Source organism: Flavobacterium sp., from assembly GCF_039932285.1.
Taxonomy (GTDB): Bacteria; Bacteroidota; Bacteroidia; order Flavobacteriales; family Flavobacteriaceae; genus Flavobacterium.
In genome coordinates, this window is sequence record NZ_JBDTQE010000022.1 from 14,260 (window position 1) to 37,006 (window position 22,747).

Genomic DNA, 22,747 nt, shown 5'->3' on the forward strand with positions numbered 1-22,747 from the left:
TTGCCTTTTGCCTAGTTACTAATGTCTAATATATGTATTTAATCTTCGACACCGAAACCACAGGATTACCACGCAGTTGGTCAGCACCTATTACTGATACTGACAACTGGCCGCGTTGTATCCAAATCGCATGGCAATTGCATGACGAGATGGGAAATCTTATCGAGCATCAAGATTATTTAATCAAACCAGAAGGATTTAATATTCCTTATGATGCAGAACGTATTCACGGTATTTCTACCGAACTAGCACAAGAACAAGGCATATCATTACAAGAAGTTTTAGAAAAATTCAACATTGCATTATCAAAAACTAAATTTATAGTTGGGCAAAATGTAGGATTTGATGTCAATATTATGGGTTGCGAATTTCATCGTGCCAATATTGGTTCAACAATGGTCAAAATGCCAGTTCTGGACACTTGTACCGAAGTTACCGCATCATTATTAAAATTACCTGGAGGTCGTGGAGGTCGTTTCAAATTGCCAACATTGACCGAATTGCACCAATATCTTTTTAAGGTTCCATTTTCAGAAGCACACAATGCTACTGCCGATGTCGAGGCAACGACTCGTTGTTTTTTAGAATTAATTAAAAGAGAAATTTTTACCAAAGAAGAACTGGATGTTGAAGCCAATTATTTTCATGAATTTCAGAGTAAAAATCAAGGAGAAATTCAGCTCATAGGCTTAAAACATATCAATCTTAAAGAAGCTTCTGCCGAAATAGCAAAACGTTTTCAACAAGCTGAAAAAGTTGAAACTAAAACACCAGTTTCAGCCGAAATCACACAAGATTTAGCAGCGGCAAAGTTTGCGCATTTGCACAATCATACGCAGTTCTCGGTTTTACAATCTACAATTTCGGTTGCGAAACTTGTCGCTGCTGCTGCAAAAAATAAAATGTCGGCCGTTGCCATGACGGATCATGCTAATTTGATGGGTGCCTTTCATTTTGTTCGAGATGTATTGAATCAAAATAAAATAGCTTCCACCAAAAACGCCACTGCGTTAGAAAACGGTGAAGAAGCAACTGAGGTTGAAATGAAACCTATCGTAGGTTGTGAATTTTTTGTCTGCGACAACCACAAAGACAAAACCAAAAAAGACAATGGCTACCAAGTTGTTTTCTTGGCAAAAAATAAAAAAGGCTATCATAATTTAGCCAAAATGTCTTCCATAGCTTATACCGAAGGTTTTTATTACGTACCAAGAATAGACAGAAATGTAATCGAACAATACAAAGAAGATATTATTGTTTTATCAGGGAATTTGTACGGAGAAATCCCTAGTAAAGTTTTAAATCTTGGTGAAAATCAAGCAGAAGAATCACTCTTGTGGTGGAAATCTCAATTTGGGGACGATTTTTATCTCGAATTGATGCGCCACAATCAGGAAGACGAAAATCGTGTCAATCAAACTTTAATATCCTTTGCAAAAAAGCATGAAGTAAAACTCATTGCCACCAATAATACTTTTTATATCTCTAAAGACGATGCCAATGCGCATGATATTTTGTTATGTGTAAAAGAAGGGGAGAAGCAAGCCACACCTATAGGTCGCGGTCGTGGTTACCGATTCGGATTGCCTAATCAGGAATATTATTTCAAATCTGGAGAAGAAATGAAACAATTGTTTTCTGATTTGCCTGAAGCTATTGTCAACATTCAAGAAATTGTAGATAAAATAGAAATCTATTCACTATATCGAGATGTTTTATTGCCAAAATTTGAAATTCCATCTGAATTTTTAATTTTAGAAGACGAAACAGACGGCGGCGTTCGAGGAGAAAATAAATATTTGCATCATCTTACTTACGAAGGAGCCAAAAGGCGTTATGCAGAAATTACTCCCGAAATTGAAGAACGAATAGATTTTGAACTCTTAACTATACAAAACTCAGGTTATCCGGGTTATTTCTTAATTGTACAAGATTTTATTGCCGAAGCCAGAAAAATGGATGTTTCTGTTGGACCAGGTCGTGGTTCTGCAGCGGGTTCGGTAGTAGCGTATTGTTTGGGAATTACCAATATCGATCCGCTTTTATATAATTTACTTTTCGAAAGATTCTTAAATCCTGACCGTGTGTCACTTCCCGATATCGATATCGATTTTGATGACGAAGGAAGAAGTAAAGTCATGGATTATGTGATTGAAAAATACGGAAAAAAGCAAGTCGCCCAAATTATAACGTATGGTACAATGGCAGCAAAATCCGCCATTCGAGATACTGCTAGAGTATTAGATTTACCACTTTTTGAAGCTGATAAAATTGCTAAATTATTGCCTGGAATGCTTCCTGGAAAATGGAATTTGGCTCGTTTTATGAATGACACTGAAGCTGAAATCCGAAAAGTTTTACGTCCAGAGGATTTCGACCGAATGAAAGAATTAATAATACTTTCTAAAGAAGAAGATTTGGGTGGCGAAACCATTCAGCAAGCGCAAATTCTGGAAGGGAATCTGCGTAATACAGGAATTCATGCTTGTGGTGTGATTATTACTCCAAGTGATATTACCAATTTTGTTCCTGTAACCACGGCAAAAGATTCCGATTTATATGTAACCCAATTTGACAACTCCGTTGCGGAAAGTGCAGGATTGTTAAAAATGGATTTCTTGGGACTGAAAACCCTAACATTAATAAAAGATACTGTAAAACTTGTAAAATACAGAACAGGAAAAGTGCTCGATCCAGACACTTTTCCTATCGATGATGTAAAGACTTATGAATTGTTTCAACGTGGCGAAACTGTTGGGATTTTTCAGTACGAAAGTGCTGGAATGCAAAAATATATGAAGGAACTGAAGCCGACGGTTTTCAATGATTTAATCGCCATGAATGCCTTATATCGTCCAGGACCTATTGCTTATATTCCAAGTTTTATTAAAAGAAAAAATGGAGAAGAACCTATAGAATACGACCTTGAAGCTTGCGAAGAATTACTAAAAGATACATACGGAATTACTGTTTACCAAGAACAAGTAATGCTTTTGTCACAAAGACTGGCCGATTTTTCTAAAGGTGATGCCGACGTTTTGCGTAAAGCCATGGGGAAAAAGCAACGCGATGTGCTAGACAAAATGAAACCTAAATTTGTGAGTCAGGCTGTTGCCAAAGGCCATGCTGAAGACAAACTAGAAAAAATATGGAAAGACTGGGAAGCCTTTGCAGAATATGCTTTTAACAAATCGCACTCCACCTGTTATGCTTGGATTGCGTATCAAACTGCCTATCTAAAAGCCAATTATCCAGCGGAATATATGGCGGCGGTTTTGTCTAACAACATGAGCGATATTAAGCAAGTTTCTTTCTTTATGGAAGAATGCAAGCGCATGGGATTAGCCGTTTTGGGTCCAGATGTGAATGAATCTTTTTATAAATTTACGGTAAATGATGATTATGCGGTTCGTTTCGGGATAGGTGCTGTAAAAGGTGTTGGAATGGGCGCTGTAAACACCATTGTAGAAAGCAGAAAAGAAGGAAACTACAAATCTATTTTTGATTTAGCCAAACGTGTCGACCAACGTGCTGCCAACAAAAAAGCCATCGAAAATCTGATACTTGCGGGCGGTTTTGATTGTTTTGAAAATACACATCGGGCGCAATATTTTCATACCGATGGAGATGGAATTACATTTTACGAAAAAGCCATACGATTTGGTGCGAAGTTTCAAGAAAATGAAAATTCGTCGCAAGTGAGTTTGTTTGGCGATACGAGTGATGTGCAAATTTCTGAACCAGTAATTCCGCCGTGTGAAGAGTGGAATACAATGGAAAAATTAGCCAAAGAAAAAGAAGTAGTTGGAATTTATATTTCAGGTCACCCGTTAGATGATTACCGATTTGAAATGAAATATTTTTGCAACAACAAACTCGAATCGCTAAAAAGTTTAGAACAATTCGTGGGGAAAAATCTCTCTTTTGGGGGAATTGTAACCAATGTACAACACCGAACAGCTAAAAACGGAAAAGGCTGGGCGACATTTGTTTTAGAAGGGTATGACGAGAGTAATGAGTTCAGGATTTTTAATGAAGAATACTTAAAATTCAGGCATTTTCTGGTTCAAAACCAGTTTGTGTACATTAGAGTTAATATAAAAGATGGTTGGGTAAATCGTGAAACGGGTAAAAAATCGGATCCACAAATTAACTTTCTGCAAGTAGAATCGATACAAGATGTTTTGCGAATTTTTGCAAAAAAACTGGTCATTCATTTAGATATAAAAGAATTACGAGAAGAATTAGTTGCTAAGCTAAATGCTATTTTTAATGCGAATAAAGGTGACAACACGGTTTCTTTTGAGATTTTAGAATTAGAAAAAATTAAAAAACAAATAGAAGTTGCACCTGTCGAAACAGAAGATATAGAAATTGTTCTGGACGAAAATGGCGATATACAAGAAGCTGAAAATCCAGAACCAACCGTTGCCACCGAAGTCGAAGAAATTAAAGTAATTAATAAAATTTCGATGAACAGCCGCAAGCTAAAAATAAAAATCTCCAATGAATTACTAAACGAATTGGAACGATTGCAGGTTAATTTTAAGTTGAATTAAAAGAAAAATCATGTAAATCTTAAAGTTGTAGGCGATTTTATCGCAAAACACTAAAAAAAAACAACATACGCAATTTAAAATGGAAGAAATTAAAAAATCTATCTCTGCAATTCTATATGAACGAACTACAAGTCCACTTTTTGGAACTTTTATCTTTTCTTGGCTTTTATGGAATTGGAAAATCCCATATTTAAGTTTTTTATTTCAGAAAATAAATTAAATACCAACAAAATTGACTACATTATTACTAATTATAATGACAGTCATTATCTGATAACTTACCCTTTAATTTCAACATTTATATTGATTACAATTATTCCTTTTCTTTCCAACGGAGCATATTGGTTATCAATAAATTTTGAAAATTAGAAATCAAAACATAAAAACTTAATTGAAAGTAAACAGTTATTAACCGTTGAACAATCTATTGAATTAAGAGAGCAAATCCTTAAACAAGAAGAGAGGTTTTCAAAATTAGTTCAAGACAAAAATTTAGAAATTGAATTGCTTAAAAAACAAATTGATAATGGTAGTAGTTTAGAGAAAGTAGATGAAGTAATAGATAATAGAAATTCAGAACTTGAAAAGTTGGCAGAAAGGATAATGAATAATAGCATTGAATTAGATGCTTTTAATTACATAACAAGATCAATTCAAAATAATTCAAGAATGCAGAATGATGCAAACATAACTAAATTAATCGCATTGCTGGAATCATACGATATTATCCATAAACCTGATGCTATTTATAAATTTACAGACATCGGAAGACGATTTTTGAGGTATATAACTAAATAAAAAAACTGCTTACAACAGCTTTTTTTCGAAAGTCTCTATATTGGAATAAAAATATAATCAATGAAGCGTTTTGACTGCATAATTGTTGATGATGAAATGGAAAGGCTCGTTGTTCTTTCTTATGCTAAAATATTTTCGGTCTTAAATATTTTCGGTATCTTTTATTCAGCGGAAAAAGTGTTAAATTTTTTAAGCACAAATACAGTTGATGTTGCCTTTTTAGATATTGAAATGGGAGAAGCAAACGGATTAGAATTGCGCAGAAAATCCTTAGAAATTTCAATTTGCATTTTTATTTCTTCTCATTCCGAAAATGCTGCAGAAACTTTTGAATTACAAACCTTAGACTTTATTGCAAAACCATTTAAATTTCCACGTTTTGAACAAATGATGCAACGCTTATACGAATTTATGGAAGTTCGGACTAAAGCAAATTTATTTGAAGCAAGACTTGGCGGTGACCTTTGGCTAGCTGCCGATAAAAATTCGGTTTATAAGTTTTTACCAATTTTGGTTAAATACTTCCGATGAAGATGCCGAAAAACACATTAAAACATTCACTTTTTTAGATAAAAACACCATTGATGGTTTGATTGAAAAAAATAAAAACGCACCACATTTACGTGTTTTACAGCGCAAACTAACCGAAGAAATCACAACACTAGTTCATGGAGCAGCCAAAATTAGAAAAAGCAATAAAAGCTTCTAATATTTTGTTTGGCAATTCTAATTCTGATGATTTGAAAGGATAGATGCTGCCACTTTTTTAGGAATTTTTGATGGTGTTCCGCAAGCTGAAATTTCAAAATCTGATATTGAAGCTGGAATAAATATTGTTGAGGTGCTGAATGAAAAATCAGGATTCTTAAAATCTAATGGAGAGGCTAGAAGAACACTTACCGCTAATTCTATTTCAGTAAATAAAGAAAAAGTAACTGGAGAATTTATACTTTCATCAAAAGACATGATAAACAATCAGTTTGTATTATTAAAAAGCGGGAAGAAAAATTATTTTGTTTTGAGTGTTAGATAAACGAGATTATTTTAAACAAAAAAAGGTTTGGTAATTACACCAGACCTTATTTTTGTTTAAACTAACTCAAAAAATTTATAAATAAATATTCCCCGAAATATTTGTTTATAAATCAAATTATTATTTTTGAAATTTAAAACTTACATCTCCAGCATAATAAGTTGTTTGAGGAGTATTAGGAATTGCCTGAGCTGTTCCTGTTGCGTAAGAATATCCTGTAATTTTGATGTCTTCTATTGTAAAAGGATAAGTAACTGCTGAATTATCTGTTTTTCTATGGTCGTACCAATCATTACTATTGAATGTAATAAAATATTCTTTATCTTTTACAAGAGTTAAAGCATTAATTGCCTTAGTCACTTCTACTCCAGCAGCTATCATGTCAATAGATTCAGTTCTAAGTACCGTTCCTGCTACTTTATCCCATATGGTAACTCTCATTCCTATATGAATATCTGGAATTTTAGCTACAATAGCAGTCATTGTGCCATTTACTAAAGGAGTAAAGGAATACCCAAACTCATAATCCACGGAATTTATATGATTTGTTAATGCTTGATCAAATCCTGATGCGGTTAAATATCCTGCTAAAGGATTTTGTTCTGGAATAACTACTGCTGGTGTTGCCTCATCATCTTTACTACAAGAGATTGAAAAAATTGCTAATGCTAAAATTGCGATTGTTGTTTTAATTGTTTTCATAATTTATATTTGTTTATTATTTAGGCAAAGATGCGCCTGCATTATTTCTTAGAAAATCACTAATAGACGAACGACGTTTTAAATAGACAGACAACAATTATTAATTTAAATTTCTTATTTTTGATAAAAAACATCAATTACAGGGTGAAAAAATTAAATTGTATAATTATAGATGATGACGAAATCGACAGATTGACGGTAATCTCCTATGCAAAAAGATTTTCTAACCTAAATATTTTAGGCAGTTACGAATTAGCGGAAGATGCTTTAGAAATTATTGAAAGAGAAAAAGTAGATATTCTTTTCCTTGATATTGACATGCCTGGTTTGAACGGACTCGAATTAAGAAAAAAAACACTCAATGTCCCTATTTGTGTATATATTACTGCTCATACCGAACATGCTGTAGAAAGTTTTGAATTAGAAACATTAGATTTTATTGTAAAACCAATAAAATTTGACCGTTTTGCCCAAACAATGAGCCGTATTGAAGAGTTTATGGAAATAAAACACAAAGCTCAACTCTTTGAAGCAAGTATTGGTGGTGATACTATTTATATAAAAGAAGGTCATGAACAAACAAAAGTAAAATTACATGATATTTTATATCTCGAAGCTTTAAAAGATTATACTCTCATAGTAACTAATCAGAAAAGGCATTGTGTTTTGTCAAGTATTGGAACGTTATTAAAAGAAAACCATTTTCAATCTTTTATAAGAATACATAGAAGTTTTGCGGTACAAAAACAATTTATTCAAAAAATAAATTCACAAGAAATTTTATTAAATAATAACATTTTAATTCCCGTAGGAAGAAGTTATAAAGATAATTTGAATTTTATTCTATGAGGAAATTTATATTTTCGTTATTAATGATGATTTCATTGATTTCTTATTCACAACAAGAACCCAATCTTTCAAAATATAAAACTCAAAAAGAAAAACTTCAAATTTGGGAAGATTACTGTAAGAAACTAATTGATGATGAAAAATACAAGCGACTAGTTACTATTGCAAATCAAGGTCTTATTTTATCTAAAAATGACAATTCTTTTTTATCTAAATTTTATTACTATAAAGCTTATGGATTTGAGTATGACAATAATAACTACAATGATGCTGTAGATTGTTATGAGAGCTCTTGGAAATATGCAAAAAAATCAAAACAATTAAAATCTGAAACGCTTGCCATCATGCGTCTTAATTATTTGTATTACTCTACAAAAGAATTTAGTAAAAGAGATAGCTTAATAAATTACATCAAAAAAATATTAGATACTACAAAAAGTATTTATACTAAAGGTATTCTTAACGGAAGTTTAGGCGAGTATTATTTAGACAAATCATCTTACGAAAAATTTATTTTTTACAAAATAAAAGCAATCGAATATCGAAAATTATTTCCAAAAAGCGATCCAAATAATAACGATAATATTGGAATTTCTTACGAACAAATAGCTGGTGGATATATAAAAATGAAGCACTACCAGAAAGGAATAGAATATACAAATTATGCAAAATCATATATTACTAATTCTTCTAATGCGATAGCATTTTTACACAACAACTACATACAATGTTATGTAGCTTTAAAAAAAATAGATAGCGCTCAAAAATACTACAAAGAAATTTACAATCTAGTAAGCAAAAATGATTCGCTACTACTAAATATAAGTCTTGCCAATAGAAGTATGGCAGAGTATTATTTAGAGAATAATGAGATTCAAAAAGCTTACAGCTATTCTAAAAAGGCATTGGTCCTTGCTCAGAAATCTAATGATGAAGAAATTCTCATGGAAGCAAATATGACAATAGGCAAGGTTCTTTACAAAAAAGGAGATTATAAAAATTCGATTGTAACACTAAAATTTGCATCAAAATTTGCATCAAGCTTCGATAAGGAATATTATGCAGACATAAGCAAAACACTTTCTAAAAGTTATGCAGCATTAGGACTTTGGCAAAAAGCATATATTTATTCCAATATATACAGTCAAAGTAATGACTCTATACAAATGGAATCTTCTAAACAAAGTATTGCGAATGCTGAAGCTAAATATCAGAATAAAACCAAACAACAAAAAATAAATATTTTATCTACTGAAAATGCATTTAAAAATCTGCAAATAAAAAATGCTAATCGACAACGTATTTTGTATATTTTAGGAATATTACTCATAGCGATTATAAGTTTTCTGATTTTTTATCAAAGTAGAAATCGCAAAAAAATAAATAAGAAATTACAACTATTAAATACCGAGCTTGAAATAGCAAACAAAACCAAAGCACGTTTTTTTAGTATATTAAATCACGATTTAAGAAGTCCTGTTGCTAATCTAATTCATTTCTTACATATTCAGAAAGACAGTCCAGAATTGCTTGACATAGAAAGTAAGAAAAGAATGGAAAACAAAACCATTACAGGGGCAGAAAATCTACTTAATTCGATGGAAGATATTTTACTTTGGAGCAAGGGGCAGATGGAAAATTTTAACCCGCAATATAAAAAAACTACCATAGATTCTATTTTTGATGATACAAGAAAACATTTTGAAAGCGAAGAAAAAATAACAATTATTTTTGAGAATCCTGAAAAAATAGAATTCATTACTGACGAAAATTATCTAAAAACTATTATTAGAAATCTTACTGGAAATGCTATAAAAGCATTAAATAAAACTAATAATCCGACTATAATTTGGAAAGCTTGGCAGGAAAACAACAAAACCCACTTGTCGATTTCAGATAATGGTATTGGTGGAGTTCAAGAAAATTTTAAAGCATTATACGATGATACTGAGGTTATAGGTATAAAAACCGGCTTGGGTTTACATTTAATCCAAGATTTAGCAAAAGCTATTGATTGCAAAATTAAAGTAGAATCTAAATTGAAAGAAGGAACAACATTCGTGTTGAGTTTTAAATAAAAAAGGCCTGACTTTCGCCAGACCTAACGTAAAAAATTAAAAAACACCACTACTTAATAACGTTAAATTCGACTCTTCGATTTAGTTTTTTACCTTCTTCGGTCATGTTCTTTGAAATGGGTTGCGTCTCTCCTTTTCCAATAACCTGAATATTGTCTTCGTTTAATTCAAATTTTCTAACCAACTCTGTTTTTACTGCCATCGCTCTAAGTTTTGACAATTCTAGATTTTTTTTATCATCGCCATCACTATCAGTATGTCCTGTAATAGATATTTTAATTTTTGGATTGACTTTTAATACATTCCCTATTTCATCTATAACCTTTATACTAGATGGTTTTATAGATGCTTTTCCTGAATCGAACAAAATTTCATTAGTAGAAAAAGTTCCAGTTTCTAGCAATTTGTGTCTGGTGTCTCCTGTAGCTTCGGCTAGTCTAAAATTAGAAATATAATATTTATCTTCTTCGTTGTTATAGTCATGAATATAAAACATAACATTATTATACTTTACTTGCTGAAAAGCATTGGGTAAATCCCAGATTTTTTGCCCTCCAATATACATTCGCAATCTGTTTTTTTGTCTCCAAATTTGCACCTTTACTTGATTATTGTTGGTATAATTAAAACTTGGTGTATCAAGTTCGTTTTCTAATATTTTTTCGCCTTCGGAAAACACTTTAACCCCAGAATGCCCTAGTGTTCCTTCTTTATAAGCATCGGCAACTGTTGGTGATATTCTCATAATAATTCCTTCCGAACCATTGCTATATTCGTCCCATTTAGAATAATCATTTTTCTTTTTAGATTCGATAAATCCGATATTTAAAAATGAAGAATAGAAAGAAAATGAACCTGGATTGATATAAACTTCAAATTCTAATGTAAAATTTTCTGGCAATTGCTTTACATCGGTAATGGTAAATGCACCTTTGTTTGATAATTTTAACCAACGCTGCGGAGTGCCTGAAATTTCAACTACTTCACCACTACTGTTTGTGAGCCAATTTACAGGAAAATCGCCAATAGCATCTTGTGAAAAATCCTCATAAACTAAAACTTTGTTTCCAGGAACAAAATCTTTTGCCGATTTTACTTCTTTAGTTTTTTTATCGGATTTACCACTTTTGTCTTTTTTAGATTTGGACTCTTCTACTACTTCGTTATCGTTTGTTTCTTTGTTCTTAGATTTTTTTATCTTGGGATTTAAAACTTGATCGGAAGCATCGCTAGTCGTTTTTTCTGATTTTTCTTCTACTTTTCGTTCTACTGTTCTGGATGCTGCATTCGCGGCTTTATCAGCTAAATTTTTAAAAAATTGTGCGTGACTTTGAGAAGAAAATAACAATGCGGTTATTGTTATAAATATTGTTTTTAGTATTTTCATGCTAATTGATTTTAATTAGTAGTTACAAAAATTGAATATGCCATAGCATTATAAGTTCCATCAGTAAGACTATTTCTAACTCCATTTCTCCAGTAACTGGCAAAACTTTCACCAGTAGTTGTGCTTTTTTCATTTCCAGCCACAAAAATATCAGTACCAACAACTGAAATAGCATATGCTGTTTGATTGTTGCTAGACACATTTGTAGCAGTGTCATTTTTCCATACTTTAGAGACATAACTAGAATTGAGTCCATCAGAAGAAGAATCTGTTACATACACATCATTGTTTACGACAGTCATAGCTAAAGAAACAGCTACATAATTGGTTGTTAAATTTGTAGCTACTCCATTTTTCCAATATTTTGAAACCATCGTTGCAGCATTTATGTTTTCAGCTCCAGAAGCATAAACAATATTATCTTTTACTACTATAGACTGAATTAATGCATCTTGCATTCCATTCGTTAAATTAATCGATACTCCATTTTTCCAGTATTTTGCGATACTGTTCCCTGCAGCGTTATTCTCTGAACCACCCACATAGACATCATTTCCAACAACTGCAATACAAGTAACATCGCAACTCATAGAACCATCTGACAATATTGTAGCTACTCCGTTTTTCCAGTATTTTGCCACTCTTTTCCCCGCAGCATTTGTTTCCTTTCCTGCAACATATATGTCATTCCCTGAAACGGCTATAGCTGAAGCATATCCGTCTTTTGTACCTGCAGAAATAGTAGGTAAAGCCAGTGTAATACGATTTCCATGAGTGTCAAATTTCCATAAAAACGGCTCATAAGCGCTATTGATGATTTCGGAACCTGTTACATATACGATATCGTTATATACAATAATATCTGTAGCTTCAGCATTTTTAGCACCCGTAGTTATAACGGTTTCGATAGTATTTTTCCAATATTTTGCAACCTGCTTCCCAGAAGCATTGTATTCGTAACCCGCAGTATAAATATCTTTGGGTGCTAAGGTTGGCGCTGGAACATCTTGCTCTGCATCATTGCTACATGAAATAGCAAAAAAGCTGATGAGTGTGATTCCTAGTATTTGTTTTAATGTTTTCATCTTAATTGTTTTAGTTTTTATAAAGCGTAAGCTCACCAGAAATAGTACCTTCACCTTGCAAATCGTCTGCATTGTACACGATACTAGGCTTTAATTTCAGGTCTTTCAATTGGCATTTAATTTCGTTGCCTTTAACCGAAAAAGCCAATTTTCCAGAGGTTGGTTGCGTTTCCCAAACATTCATTTTATTGTTGGACAATGCCTCCATAAAACTTACTGAAACTTCATTTTCAGGATTCTTGTCTACAGAATAATCCTTAGATTTTATAAGGTATTCTTTTCCATCAACAGGAAAATCTGCAACATTAAAGTTAATAGTAAAGACTTTTGCTGGATTGGTTTTGTCTTTGACCGCAATAATTAAAGCTCCCATGATCGTTAAGCCACCGCAAACGCCTTCTGTGGTGATTTCTTTGCCATTGCAACGTAAGGTTATTTTTCCTGTGCCTTCTTTAGCAGAGATTTCAGTGTTTTGCTTGATATCTGCCACCACTTCGTTTGCCGAGATTGTTTCTTCTTTTTTACAAGAAAAAAGAGAGAATAATGTTGCTAAGAGCAATAAATTTTTCATGTTATTTTAAATTTTAGTTACTATTTACTGTTTGTAAAAAACTAGTGTTCCTGTCAAAGCACCATTATTAGCAAAAGCACCTGTATTTCCGGTAGAAAATATAGGATTGCCTTGATAAGGATACAAAGTAATTCCGGCAAGGTTTGCTGTTGTTTTATTTCCATCAACAACAAGTGTTAAGGTTCCGGATGTATCTTTAGAAAACCATTCGGTTAGAGTACTTCCTGTTAATTCACCAATACTCATTGTAGTATGATTTGGATTAGTATGAGTACTACTAGCGTCTTCTACCAAAGTATAAGTGTCGTTACAGTAGGAAGTTGCGTAATGTTAAAATAGGAAGAAAACGTTCGCATACTATTCTCTGACTGATTGGCACCAATATAATTTGCACCACCTGCAACTGCCCAACCACATGGTCCAGCTAATTTAAATTGTTGTCCCCCAGAAGTCACGGTTACGTTGGCAGTGCCAGAGTTTGTTTGTGTTGTAGACGCTGTACTATTATTATCATCAGGGTTGCAGGAAATGGTTAATATACTTAGCATTGTTATTAATAAGTAAAGCAACCCATTTTTTACATTAATTTGAAAATTAAATTTTTTATTTCTCATAATTTCTAAGTTTTAATATTAGTTGTGTTTAATAATTCTTGAACAAAGTTGAATAATAATAGATTGTGAAAAAACGACAAAAGGACGAACGACAATTTAAATACACAAAAGACAATTTTTTTATAAAAAAACTCCACATGTTTCAATGTGGAGTTTTTAGGTGTCTAATACTATCTTTGTCCTGGTCTTCTTCGGTCAAAATATCCTTTATAACTTTTATCAGTGATTGGAATCTCATCGCCTATTCTATGTAATTCTAGTGGAACTACTTTAACTTCTTCAAACGGAATTGACCATACATTTAGATCTTCAACGACTCCATCGGAAGTTGATTTACCATTGTACATTTTACCGCTAGTTACCAAAGGGACATCGCTAACAATTCTCATAGAACCGGTTCTTAAATTGGTTGCCACTCGATAATTAGGATCTTTAAAACTTATGATATCTACAATTCTCATGTCTAAAACGGAGTTGGCTGGTACGAGCATTGCTACTTCCATATCCGTTATTAAATTTCCATTTAAATCATAAAAATGAATGGCGATATTAGCTCTACTATCATTGTAGTTTAATATGAAAAAAGTAGTTCCTGTGTACGCTTTTATCCCTTCGCCAAAAACAGTTTGACTGTCTCTCCAATAGGGTGTAACATATTTATAAGTACTCATAATTAATTGATTTTTTAGATTAATAAGCACAAACTTACTAAGCGAATCTAAGTCAATCAAGTACAAAAGGACCAACGCCATTTTAAATACACGAATAACCGTTTTTACAGAAAAATCTTTATATTTGAATAAAAATAACGGATGAAGCTTTTTGACTGCATAATTGTTGATGATGATGAAATGGATCGGCTCGTTATACTTTCCTATGCCAAAAGATTTTCTACCTTAAATATTGTAGGTGTTTTTGACTCAGCCGAAAAAGCCTTAACTTTTTTAAGTACTAATAGTATTGATGTTGCCTTTTTAGACATTGAAATGAATGGTGCTTCAGGATTGGAATTGCGTAAAAAAGCATTAGAAATTCCCGTTTGTGTTTTTATTTCTTCACATTCAGAAAGTGCAGCAGAGACTTTCGAATTACAAACTTTAGATTTTATAGTAAAACCATTTAAGTTTCCTCGTTTTGAACAAATGATGAAGCGACTGGAAGAATTTATGGAAGTTCGAACGAAATCCAATTTATTTGAATCAACACTTGGAGGAGATACGGTTTTTGTAAAAACAGGCCATGATCAAATAAAAGTCAAACTGCATGAAATACTCTATTTGGAAGCGCTAAAAAACTATACCATCTTGGTAACTGAAAACAAAAGACATTGCGTATTATCTAATTTGGGTGAAATTTTACTCGAAGAAAAATTTAATTCTTTTTTAAGAGTTCACCGAAGTTACGCTGTTCAGAAACAATACATTCAAAAAATCAGCAGTCAGGAAATCGAACTTAACAACGGCAATTTTATTCCAGTTGGCAGAAGCTTTAAAGGCAATCTAGATATCATTTTATGAAAAAGATTCTCCTTCTGTTTTTGCTATTAACTTTCGCGAATTCCTTTGCTCAGGTTCCAAAATCGATGGATTCGCTGACCGTCTTTTTGAAAACAAAACCTCAAGACACGACTTATATTTTGGCACTCAACGAATATGCTTTTCTTTTAGTTCAGGAAGGAAAAATAGAAGACGCTAAAAAGTCTATTGCACAAATGGATAAACTTTCCATCAAATTTAATTTTGGGATTGGTATTTACAGTGTGCAGAATATGAAAGGCGTTATAGAATATTCCAATCAAAATCCTCAAAAAGCGATGGAATGTTTTCTGGAAAGCACCAAGATCATTGAAAAATATAAACTCCCAAAAAAGAAATACCAAAATGCTTTAAACAATATCGGAATCATTTATAATCAATTGGGAGACCGTGAAAATGCAACAAAATACTCCATTAAACTGATTAATTTTCAGGAAAAAAATAAATTAAAGCCGCTCAAGACAAATCCGTACAATCAACTTGGCAACAATCTTAAGTTCTACAAAAAATATGACGAAGCTCTGGGTTATTTTAACAAAGCACTGACTATTGAAACGGACTTAAAGAATTTTATCGGAATGGCTATCTGTGAAAATAACATTGGTAATCTGAATGAAGATATAAAGAAAAACAAAAAAGCAATAAGGCATTACGAAAAAGGACTAAAATATGCAGAAGATGCTAATTATAAATTACTGCAAACCGACTTACTTACCAATTTAGGCAGACTCTATCAAAAAGCTAAAGATTATCCGAAAGCTGAAAAATATCTTAAAAAATCTGAAGGTTTTTGTAGAGAATTGGAAACTACACAATCACTAAAAATAGTTTGTTCCAATTTAGGTGATATGTATTTTGCTCAAAAAAAATATGGTTTAGCCGAAAAATATTATCAGGAAGCATTAGCATTGTCCAATGATTTTGAAGATATGGAATATCAGTACACTGCCAATCAAAATCTATCGGAATTATATGAAGTAAAAAAAGATTTTAAAAAGGCACTAGCGTACAAACAGGCTGCCGAAGTTGAAAAAGATTCAATAAATAAAATTGATATTGCAAAAAATACGGAAGACTTACTTCGCAAGTATGAAACGGAGAAAAAAGAGCAAAAAATTAACCAGCTTTCGACTCAAAATACCATCAAAAATCTGCAAATAAGCAATTCCAACAAACAGAAATGGTTTTTGTTATCTGGAATTCTTTTACTTGCAATCATTGGAAGTTTGTTGTTTTATCAGAGTCAGAACCGACAAAAGAACAACGAAAAATTACAGCTTTTAAATACTGATCTTGACGAAGCCAATAAAGCCAAAACTCGTTTTTTTAGTATTTTAAATCACGATTTACGAGGGCCTGTTGCCAACTTGATTTTCTTTTTACAACTTCAAAAAGAAAGCCCAGAAATGCTTGATGAGGAAAGCACGAAACGCATGCAAGACAAAACCATGGAAGGCGCAGAAAACCTACTAAATTCTATGGAAGATATTTTGCAATGGAGCAAAAGTCAGATGGAAAATTTCAAACCGCAACCAACCAAAATTTATATTTCGTCTTTATTTGAAGACACTCAAAAGCATTTTTCTAGCGAAGAAAATATAAAAATTTCATATGAAAACCCAGAAAATTTGCAATTAAATACAGACGAAAATTACCTAAAAACCATCATTCGAAACCTAACTGGGAATGCTATAAAAGCTTTGAAAGAAACAGAAAGTCCATTAATAATTTGGAAGACTTGGAAAGAAAATAACCAAACTTTTTTATCAATTACCGATAATGGAAAAGGTGCATCTAATGAACAATTTAAAGCATTATATGATGACAAAGAAATTTCTGGAATCAAAACTGGTTTAGGTTTTCACTTAATAAGAGATTTAGCAAAAGCTATAGATTGCAAAATTGAAGTGGAGTCTAAATTGAATGAAGGAACTATATTTATCTTGAATTTTAAAAAATAAAATATTTTTTAAAAACCCATACCTTAAGAATGTATTTCATTTTACACATAATCGATATTTTTGCTTATTTTGTCGATATTGTGTAATTATTTTAACTATAATTCATTTTAAATAAAAAAACATTGATACATTCGCAATCTATAAAAACCAAAAAACCCAAATTTTATGAAAAAATTTATTTTAGGTTTATCCATTTTTGCTTGCGGATACATGCAAGCACAAACGGGTAAATATTGGTCTGCACACAATGCAACCACCAATAAAATTACAGCTACAGACAAGGGTGTAGCTAGGTTATCGTTTCCAAAAACGTTCAGCCTATATGATTTGAATACTGCTCAGTTAAGAAACACTTTGTTTTCAACGATTAACAGATCAAACAATCAAACAGTAAGTATTACATTGCCAAATGCTGATGGTCAGTTCGAACAATTTGAAATGATAGAGGCATCAAATTTTGACCCAGCTTTACAAGCTCAATTTCCAGAAATCAGAGCCTATTCAGGAAAAGGAATTACTGACAGATATGCTACCATAAAATTAAGTATTTCTCCTCAAGGTATTCAAACAATGATTTTTAGAACGGATAAAGAAAATGAGTTTATAGAACCATATTCTCAAGATCACTCTGTTTATGCTGTTTTTAAATCCCAAAGAGAAAAAGGCAAACTACCTTGGACATGCTCAACTGATGATCATGCACTAGTTTTAGATATCAATAGTCAAATTCCGAGTACAAGCAAATCTAGTTCAGCTCAATTAAGAGTAATGAGACTAGCTCAATCTTGTAATGGAGAATATGCAGCTTATTTTGGCGCAAGTACAGCTGGTAATTCTACAGATCAAGCAAAAGTTTTGGCTGCATTCAATGCTACATTAACTCGTTGTAATGGAGTATATGAAAAAGATTTGGCTTTACACTTAAACCTTATCGCAAACACTACTAGTGTGATTTTCTATAATGCCGCTACCGATCCGTACTCAACTACATTATCAAGTTGGAACGCTTCGTTACAAACAACATTAACCAACACTATTGGTGCTGCAAATTATGATATTGGTCATATGTTTGGTGCTTCTGGGGGAGGAGGAAATGCTGGTTGTATAGGTTGTGTATGTGATTCTGCTAAAGGTTCAGGTATAACTTCACCTGCTGATGGTATTCCTCAAGGTGATAATTTCGATATCGATTATGTTGTTCACGAAGTTGGACATCAACTAGGAGGAAATCACACTTTCTCTAACAGCAACGAAGGATCTGGAGTGAGTAAAGAAGTAGGTTCTGGTGTAACTATTATGGGTTATGCGGGAATTACATCTCAAGATATTGCTCCTCATTCTATCGATATTTATCATGAAGCAACAATTGCTCAAATTCAAGCAAATTTAGCTACTAAAACTTGTCCTGTAACTACTTCTATCTCTGCAAATAACGCCACTCCAATTGTAAATGCAGGATTAGATTATACAATTCCTAAAAGTACTCCGTTTACACTTACAGGTTCTGCAACTGATGCAAATACTGGAGATGCTTTAACTTATTGCTGGGAACAAAATGACGATGGAGGAACACAAACGGGAGCAAATAGCGTAGCTAGTATTGCTAAAACTTCTGGGCCAAACTGGAGATCATGGAGTCCAACAGCTTCACCTACAAGATATTTTCCAATTATACAATCAGTTGTCGCAAATTCTGCAACAACAGCTGGAACAGGAAATGATGGTATTAATGTGGAAGCATTAAGTTCTGTAGCAAGAACATTAAATTTCAGATTAACAGTAAGAGATAATGCCCCATATAGTTCAGTTGCTCCAATTAAAGTTGGCCAAACTAATTATGATGATATGGTAGTAACGGTTAATGCTACTGCTGGTCCGTTTACGGTAAGTTCTCCAAATACTGCGGTTTCTTACGCAGGTGGATCTTCTCAAACTGTAACTTGGAATGTGGCTGGAACAACAGCAAATGGAGTAAACTGTGCTAATGTTAATATTTATTTATCTACAGATGGTGGTTTAACTTATCCTGTTGCTTTATTATTAGGAACACCTAATGATGGTTCTGAAGTAGTTACAATTCCTAATACACCTGGAACTACAAATAGAATTATGGTAAAAGGAGCCAATCATATCTTCTTTGATATTTCTAATGTAAACTTTACAATTACTTCTGGTTCTACAGATACTGTTGCTCCATCGGCACCAACAACTTTAGTAGCTTCTGGAACAACACAAACAACTACAAACCTATCTTGGACAGCTTCTACAGATAATGTTGGAGTTACTGGATATGATGTTTATCAAGGTACAACATTAAAAGGGAGTACAACAACTGCTACTACTTTTGCAGTAACTGGATTAACTGCTTCAACAGCCTATACTTTCTCTGTAAAAGCAAAAGATGCTGCTGGAAATATTTCTGCAGCTAGCAACGTTGTAAATGTAACGACTCTATCTAATGTTGTTGATACAACAGCTCCTTCTGCTCCTTCTGCATTAACTGCTTCTGGAACTACCTCTTCATCAACTAATTTATCTTGGACAGCTTCTACAGACAATGTTGGAGTTACTGGATATGATGTTTATCAAGGTGGTGTTTTCAAAGCCAATGTAGCAACAACTTCTTACACAGTAACAGGATTAACAGCTGCTACAGCTTATTCTTTCTATGTAATCGCAAGAGACGCTGCTGGAAATATTTCTGTAGCAAGTAATACTGTCAATGTAACCACATTAACAACATCAATTACCTATTGTGCTTCCCAAGGAAATAGCACGGCTGATGAAAAAATTGGTAGAGTTGCAATAGGAAGTATTAATAATGCTTCTACTGGAACTGCTGGTTATGAGGATTTTACTTCATTATCAACTAATATTACTCAAAATTCGGCTGTAACAATAACAGTAACTCCATCATGGACATCAACTGTTTATCCTGAAGCTTATGCCGTATTTATTGACTATAACAAAAACGGATTGTTTACAGATGCTGGCGAAACAGTATATACAAAAGCAGCTTCTACTACAACTCCTGCTTCTGGATCTTTTACAGTTCCTGCAACAGCATTAACAGGAGCAACAAGAATGAGAGTTTCGATGAAATATAATGCTGTTCCTACAGCTTGTGAGGCTTTTTCTTACGGGCAAGTAGAAGATTATACCGTTAATATTGTTGCTGGAACTGCAGATACTGTTGTTCCAACTGCACCAACTGCCTTAACAGCTTCTGGAACAACACAAACAACTACAAACTTATCTTGGACAGCTTCTACAGATAATGTAGGTGTTATAGGATATGATATTTATCAAGGAACAACATTAAAAGGTTCGGTTGCTGGAACAACTTTTACTGTGACTGCATTAACAGCTTCAACTGCTTATACTTTTTCTGTAAAAGCAAAAGACGCTGCTGGAAATATTTCTGCATCAAGTAATGTAGTTAGTGTAACTACATTAGCTCCTACAACAATTACTTATTGTACATCTACAAGTAGTAATACTGCCGACGAAAAAATCGGAAAAGTTGTTTTTGGAACAATTAGTAATACTTCAACAGGAACCGCAGGTTACGAAAACTTTACAGCATTATCTACAAACGCGGCTATATCAAACGCTTATACAATTACAATTACACCATCTTGGACAAGTACTGTATATAGTGAAGGTTATGCAGTTTGGATAGATTACAACCAAAATGGATTATTTACGGATGCTGGTGAATTGGTCTTTTCTAAAGCTACTTCGACAACAACTCCTGTAACAGGAACATTTACTATTCCTTCGACTGCAGTTTTAGGAACAACAAGAATGAGAGTTTCTATGGGCTATAATGCTATCCCTACTTCTTGCCAATCATTTACTTATGGTCAAGTTGAAGATTATACTGTAAACATTACTGCTTTAGCAAAACAAACTCAAACAGCAGGAAATGGTATAAATATTAACTTATTCCCTAACCCAACATCGTCAATTTTAAACGTAACTTCAGTTTCTGAGAAAGCTACTTTTAGAGTTTACAATTTGTTAGGTCAAACAATTATGAATGGAAAAATTTCAAATGGTTCTATTGATGTTTCAAACATCAACTCTGGAAATTATATATTAGAAATTTCAGATAATGAATCAACTTTTACAAAACGTTTTGTAAAACAATAATATTTTCTAGAAATAGTTAAAATTAAAGATCCCGCTTTATAGCGGGATTTTTTTGAAATAATATATAAAATTTATTAGCACAAAAAAGGTCTAACGAAAGTTAGACCTTTTTTGTTTTAAAATTACTTTAAGTTATATCAAACAATTATAGTAATGCATCAATTGCATCAGCATAAGTTTGCTTAGGGGCAACACCTACTTGTCTTCCAACAACTTCTCCGTTCTGAAAAACTAAAACTGTAGGAATATTTCTAACACCGTATTTTGCAGCAAATTCTTGATTTGCATCTACATCAACTTTTCCTACAACGGCTTTCCCGTCATATTCTGTTGCTATTTCTTCGATAACTGGACCAACCATTCTGCAAGGACCACACCAAGCTGCCCAAAAATCTACTAATACTGGTTGTGATGATTTTAATACAACTTCCTCAAAAGTTGCATCGGTTATTGTTAATGCCATTTTTTTATTTCTTTATTAATTGTTAGACAAAAGTAGAATTTTATTTTCAATAGTTTGCTTTTTAAAAATCAGTTTTAACTATAAATGCATTGACATTTTTTATCACAATACTTAACCCTCGAATAATACCAAAAAAAAGCTGGCCTTTCCAGCCAGCTTCTAAATATATTTAAGATACAATTAACTATTATTGAAAATTACAAAACGTATTTTAGTCCAATAGTTAAACCTAATCCACTAATTCCAACATAAGAACTGATATCGTCAGTAGCACTGTTAACATCAAAATTAGCAGCATTCGTCACTTTACTGTTTGAAGTAGTAGTTAATTCATTAACATAATTCACATGGCTTGCAGAATAAGATGCATCAGGACGGAAAGCCGTTGGAGTATATAGTTTATCTATTAAATTACCTTGAGTACCTTCTTTATATTCTTTTGTTTCTTTAGATTTACCATGCACTGTAAAGTTACGGTATTCAATTTCACCGAATAACGATAAATGTGTACCTAATTTGTACGATGTTCCAACAACAGCTTGGAAACCAATAGTTGCTTTAGGCTTTACAACATCTTTACTATATGTATTAGTTACACCTGCTGGATTAGTATATGTGCGATTTGTTTCAATCGTTAAATCACCATGTACAGGGATAATAACTCCTACCTTTGTGTAAGGTTCAAAATTATTCACTTCACCTAAAAACAAAACTAAAGCTGGCGACAAGTCTAATGCTTTAATTCTTCCTTCGGCTATACCACTTACAAAAGTTGGACCAGCTCCTGCTAATCTGTGTGTAGTTTCAACCATTGTTTTGCTATTACCTAAGTAATAGTTAATTCCCATTTCAGCTCCTAAACGAGTTGTAAAACGGTATCCTACAGCACCTCCAAAACGGTATCCTTCTCCGAAAGATCCATGATTGGTTTTTCTTGAAATCAAAGTGGTTCCATTA

General features: G+C 32.8%; 17 protein-coding genes and 2 pseudogenes. 10 read left to right on the forward strand and 9 right to left on the reverse strand.

Going from position 1 to position 22,747, the window contains the following annotated elements; translation table 11 throughout:
• Positions 1-32 precede the first annotated feature (32 nt).
• The 5 genes and pseudogenes from dnaE to ABI549_RS06095 form a co-directional block, all read left to right on the forward strand.
• Entirely contained in the window at positions 33-4,559 is a 4,527-nt protein-coding gene (gene dnaE / locus ABI549_RS06075; RefSeq protein WP_348075566.1) for a DNA polymerase III subunit alpha, read from the forward strand.
• A gap of 79 nt (positions 4,560-4,638) precedes the next feature.
• Complete coding sequence (locus ABI549_RS06080; RefSeq protein ID WP_348075567.1) at positions 4,639-4,779, forward strand: hypothetical protein; 141 nt, start codon at positions 4,639-4,641, stop codon at positions 4,777-4,779.
• 284 nt (positions 4,780-5,063) lie between these two features.
• Positions 5,064-5,357 carry a hypothetical protein gene (locus ABI549_RS06085; protein ID WP_348075568.1) on the forward strand — a complete coding sequence of 98 codons (294 nt, stop codon included), beginning with the start codon at positions 5,064-5,066 and terminating at the stop codon, positions 5,355-5,357.
• A 60-nt stretch (positions 5,358-5,417) separates the two neighbouring features.
• Positions 5,418-5,735 (forward strand): annotated as a pseudogene (locus ABI549_RS06090) (response regulator); the annotation flags it as partial.
• A 75-nt stretch (positions 5,736-5,810) separates the two neighbouring features.
• A pseudogene (locus tag ABI549_RS06095) lies at positions 5,811-6,390 on the forward strand (tyrosine--tRNA ligase); the annotation flags it as partial.
• 120 nt (positions 6,391-6,510) lie between these two features.
• Here ABI549_RS06095 and ABI549_RS06100 read toward each other — a convergent pair.
• Positions 6,511-7,092: a hypothetical protein gene (locus tag ABI549_RS06100; RefSeq protein WP_348075569.1), complete on the reverse strand. Its 582-nt coding sequence runs from the start codon at positions 7,090-7,092 to the stop codon at positions 6,511-6,513.
• A 144-nt stretch (positions 7,093-7,236) separates the two neighbouring features.
• On the opposite strand from ABI549_RS06100, the gene ABI549_RS06105 reads away from it, so the two are divergent.
• Both ABI549_RS06105 and ABI549_RS06110 read left to right on the forward strand, forming a co-directional pair.
• Positions 7,237-7,941: a LytTR family DNA-binding domain-containing protein gene (locus ABI549_RS06105; protein WP_348075570.1), complete on the forward strand. Its 705-nt coding sequence runs from the start codon at positions 7,237-7,239 to the stop codon at positions 7,939-7,941.
• Positions 7,938-10,019: a HAMP domain-containing sensor histidine kinase gene (locus tag ABI549_RS06110; RefSeq protein WP_348075571.1), complete on the forward strand. Its 2,082-nt coding sequence runs from the start codon at positions 7,938-7,940 to the stop codon at positions 10,017-10,019. The genes ABI549_RS06105 and ABI549_RS06110 overlap by 4 nt, the downstream gene beginning before the upstream one ends.
• A gap of 49 nt (positions 10,020-10,068) precedes the next feature.
• Here ABI549_RS06110 and ABI549_RS06115 read toward each other — a convergent pair whose 3' ends face one another.
• From ABI549_RS06115 to ABI549_RS06140, 6 genes are all read right to left on the reverse strand, one after another.
• Positions 10,069-11,406 carry an OmpA family protein gene (locus tag ABI549_RS06115; RefSeq protein WP_348075572.1) on the reverse strand — a complete coding sequence of 446 codons (1,338 nt, stop codon included), beginning with the start codon at positions 11,404-11,406 and terminating at the stop codon, positions 10,069-10,071.
• An 11-nt stretch (positions 11,407-11,417) separates the two neighbouring features.
• The gene (locus ABI549_RS06120; RefSeq protein WP_348075573.1) at positions 11,418-12,491 is read right to left on the reverse strand and encodes a hypothetical protein; all 1,074 of its coding nucleotides are present in this window, start codon (positions 12,489-12,491) and stop codon (positions 11,418-11,420) included.
• A gap of 10 nt (positions 12,492-12,501) precedes the next feature.
• Entirely contained in the window at positions 12,502-13,062 is a 561-nt protein-coding gene (locus ABI549_RS06125; protein WP_348075574.1) for a hypothetical protein, read from the reverse strand.
• A gap of 24 nt (positions 13,063-13,086) precedes the next feature.
• Positions 13,087-13,356: a hypothetical protein gene (locus ABI549_RS06130; protein ID WP_348075575.1), complete on the reverse strand. Its 270-nt coding sequence runs from the start codon at positions 13,354-13,356 to the stop codon at positions 13,087-13,089.
• Entirely contained in the window at positions 13,350-13,676 is a 327-nt protein-coding gene (locus ABI549_RS06135) for a hypothetical protein (RefSeq protein WP_348075576.1), read from the reverse strand. The genes ABI549_RS06130 and ABI549_RS06135 overlap by 7 nt, the downstream gene beginning before the upstream one ends.
• A gap of 170 nt (positions 13,677-13,846) precedes the next feature.
• Positions 13,847-14,347: a hypothetical protein gene (locus tag ABI549_RS06140; protein ID WP_348075577.1), complete on the reverse strand. Its 501-nt coding sequence runs from the start codon at positions 14,345-14,347 to the stop codon at positions 13,847-13,849.
• Between the two features lie 141 nt (positions 14,348-14,488).
• On the opposite strand from ABI549_RS06140, the gene ABI549_RS06145 reads away from it, so the two are divergent.
• From ABI549_RS06145 to ABI549_RS06155, 3 genes are all read left to right on the forward strand, one after another.
• Positions 14,489-15,193: a LytTR family DNA-binding domain-containing protein gene (locus ABI549_RS06145; protein WP_348075578.1), complete on the forward strand. Its 705-nt coding sequence runs from the start codon at positions 14,489-14,491 to the stop codon at positions 15,191-15,193.
• Positions 15,190-17,172 carry a tetratricopeptide repeat-containing sensor histidine kinase gene (locus tag ABI549_RS06150; protein ID WP_348075579.1) on the forward strand — a complete coding sequence of 661 codons (1,983 nt, stop codon included), beginning with the start codon at positions 15,190-15,192 and terminating at the stop codon, positions 17,170-17,172. Before ABI549_RS06145 ends, ABI549_RS06150 begins: the two co-directional genes overlap by 4 nt.
• Positions 17,173-17,337: 165 nt before the next feature.
• Entirely contained in the window at positions 17,338-21,327 is a 3,990-nt protein-coding gene (locus ABI549_RS06155; protein ID WP_348075580.1) for a GEVED domain-containing protein, read from the forward strand.
• 145 nt (positions 21,328-21,472) lie between these two features.
• On the opposite strand, the gene trxA is transcribed toward ABI549_RS06155, so the two are convergent.
• Positions 21,473-21,790 carry a thioredoxin gene (trxA, locus tag ABI549_RS06160; RefSeq protein ID WP_348075581.1) on the reverse strand — a complete coding sequence of 106 codons (318 nt, stop codon included), beginning with the start codon at positions 21,788-21,790 and terminating at the stop codon, positions 21,473-21,475.
• Between the two features lie 197 nt (positions 21,791-21,987).
• Positions 21,988-22,747 (reverse strand): outer membrane beta-barrel protein (locus ABI549_RS06165; protein WP_348075582.1); only part of this gene is annotated, 760 nt, incomplete at its 5' end.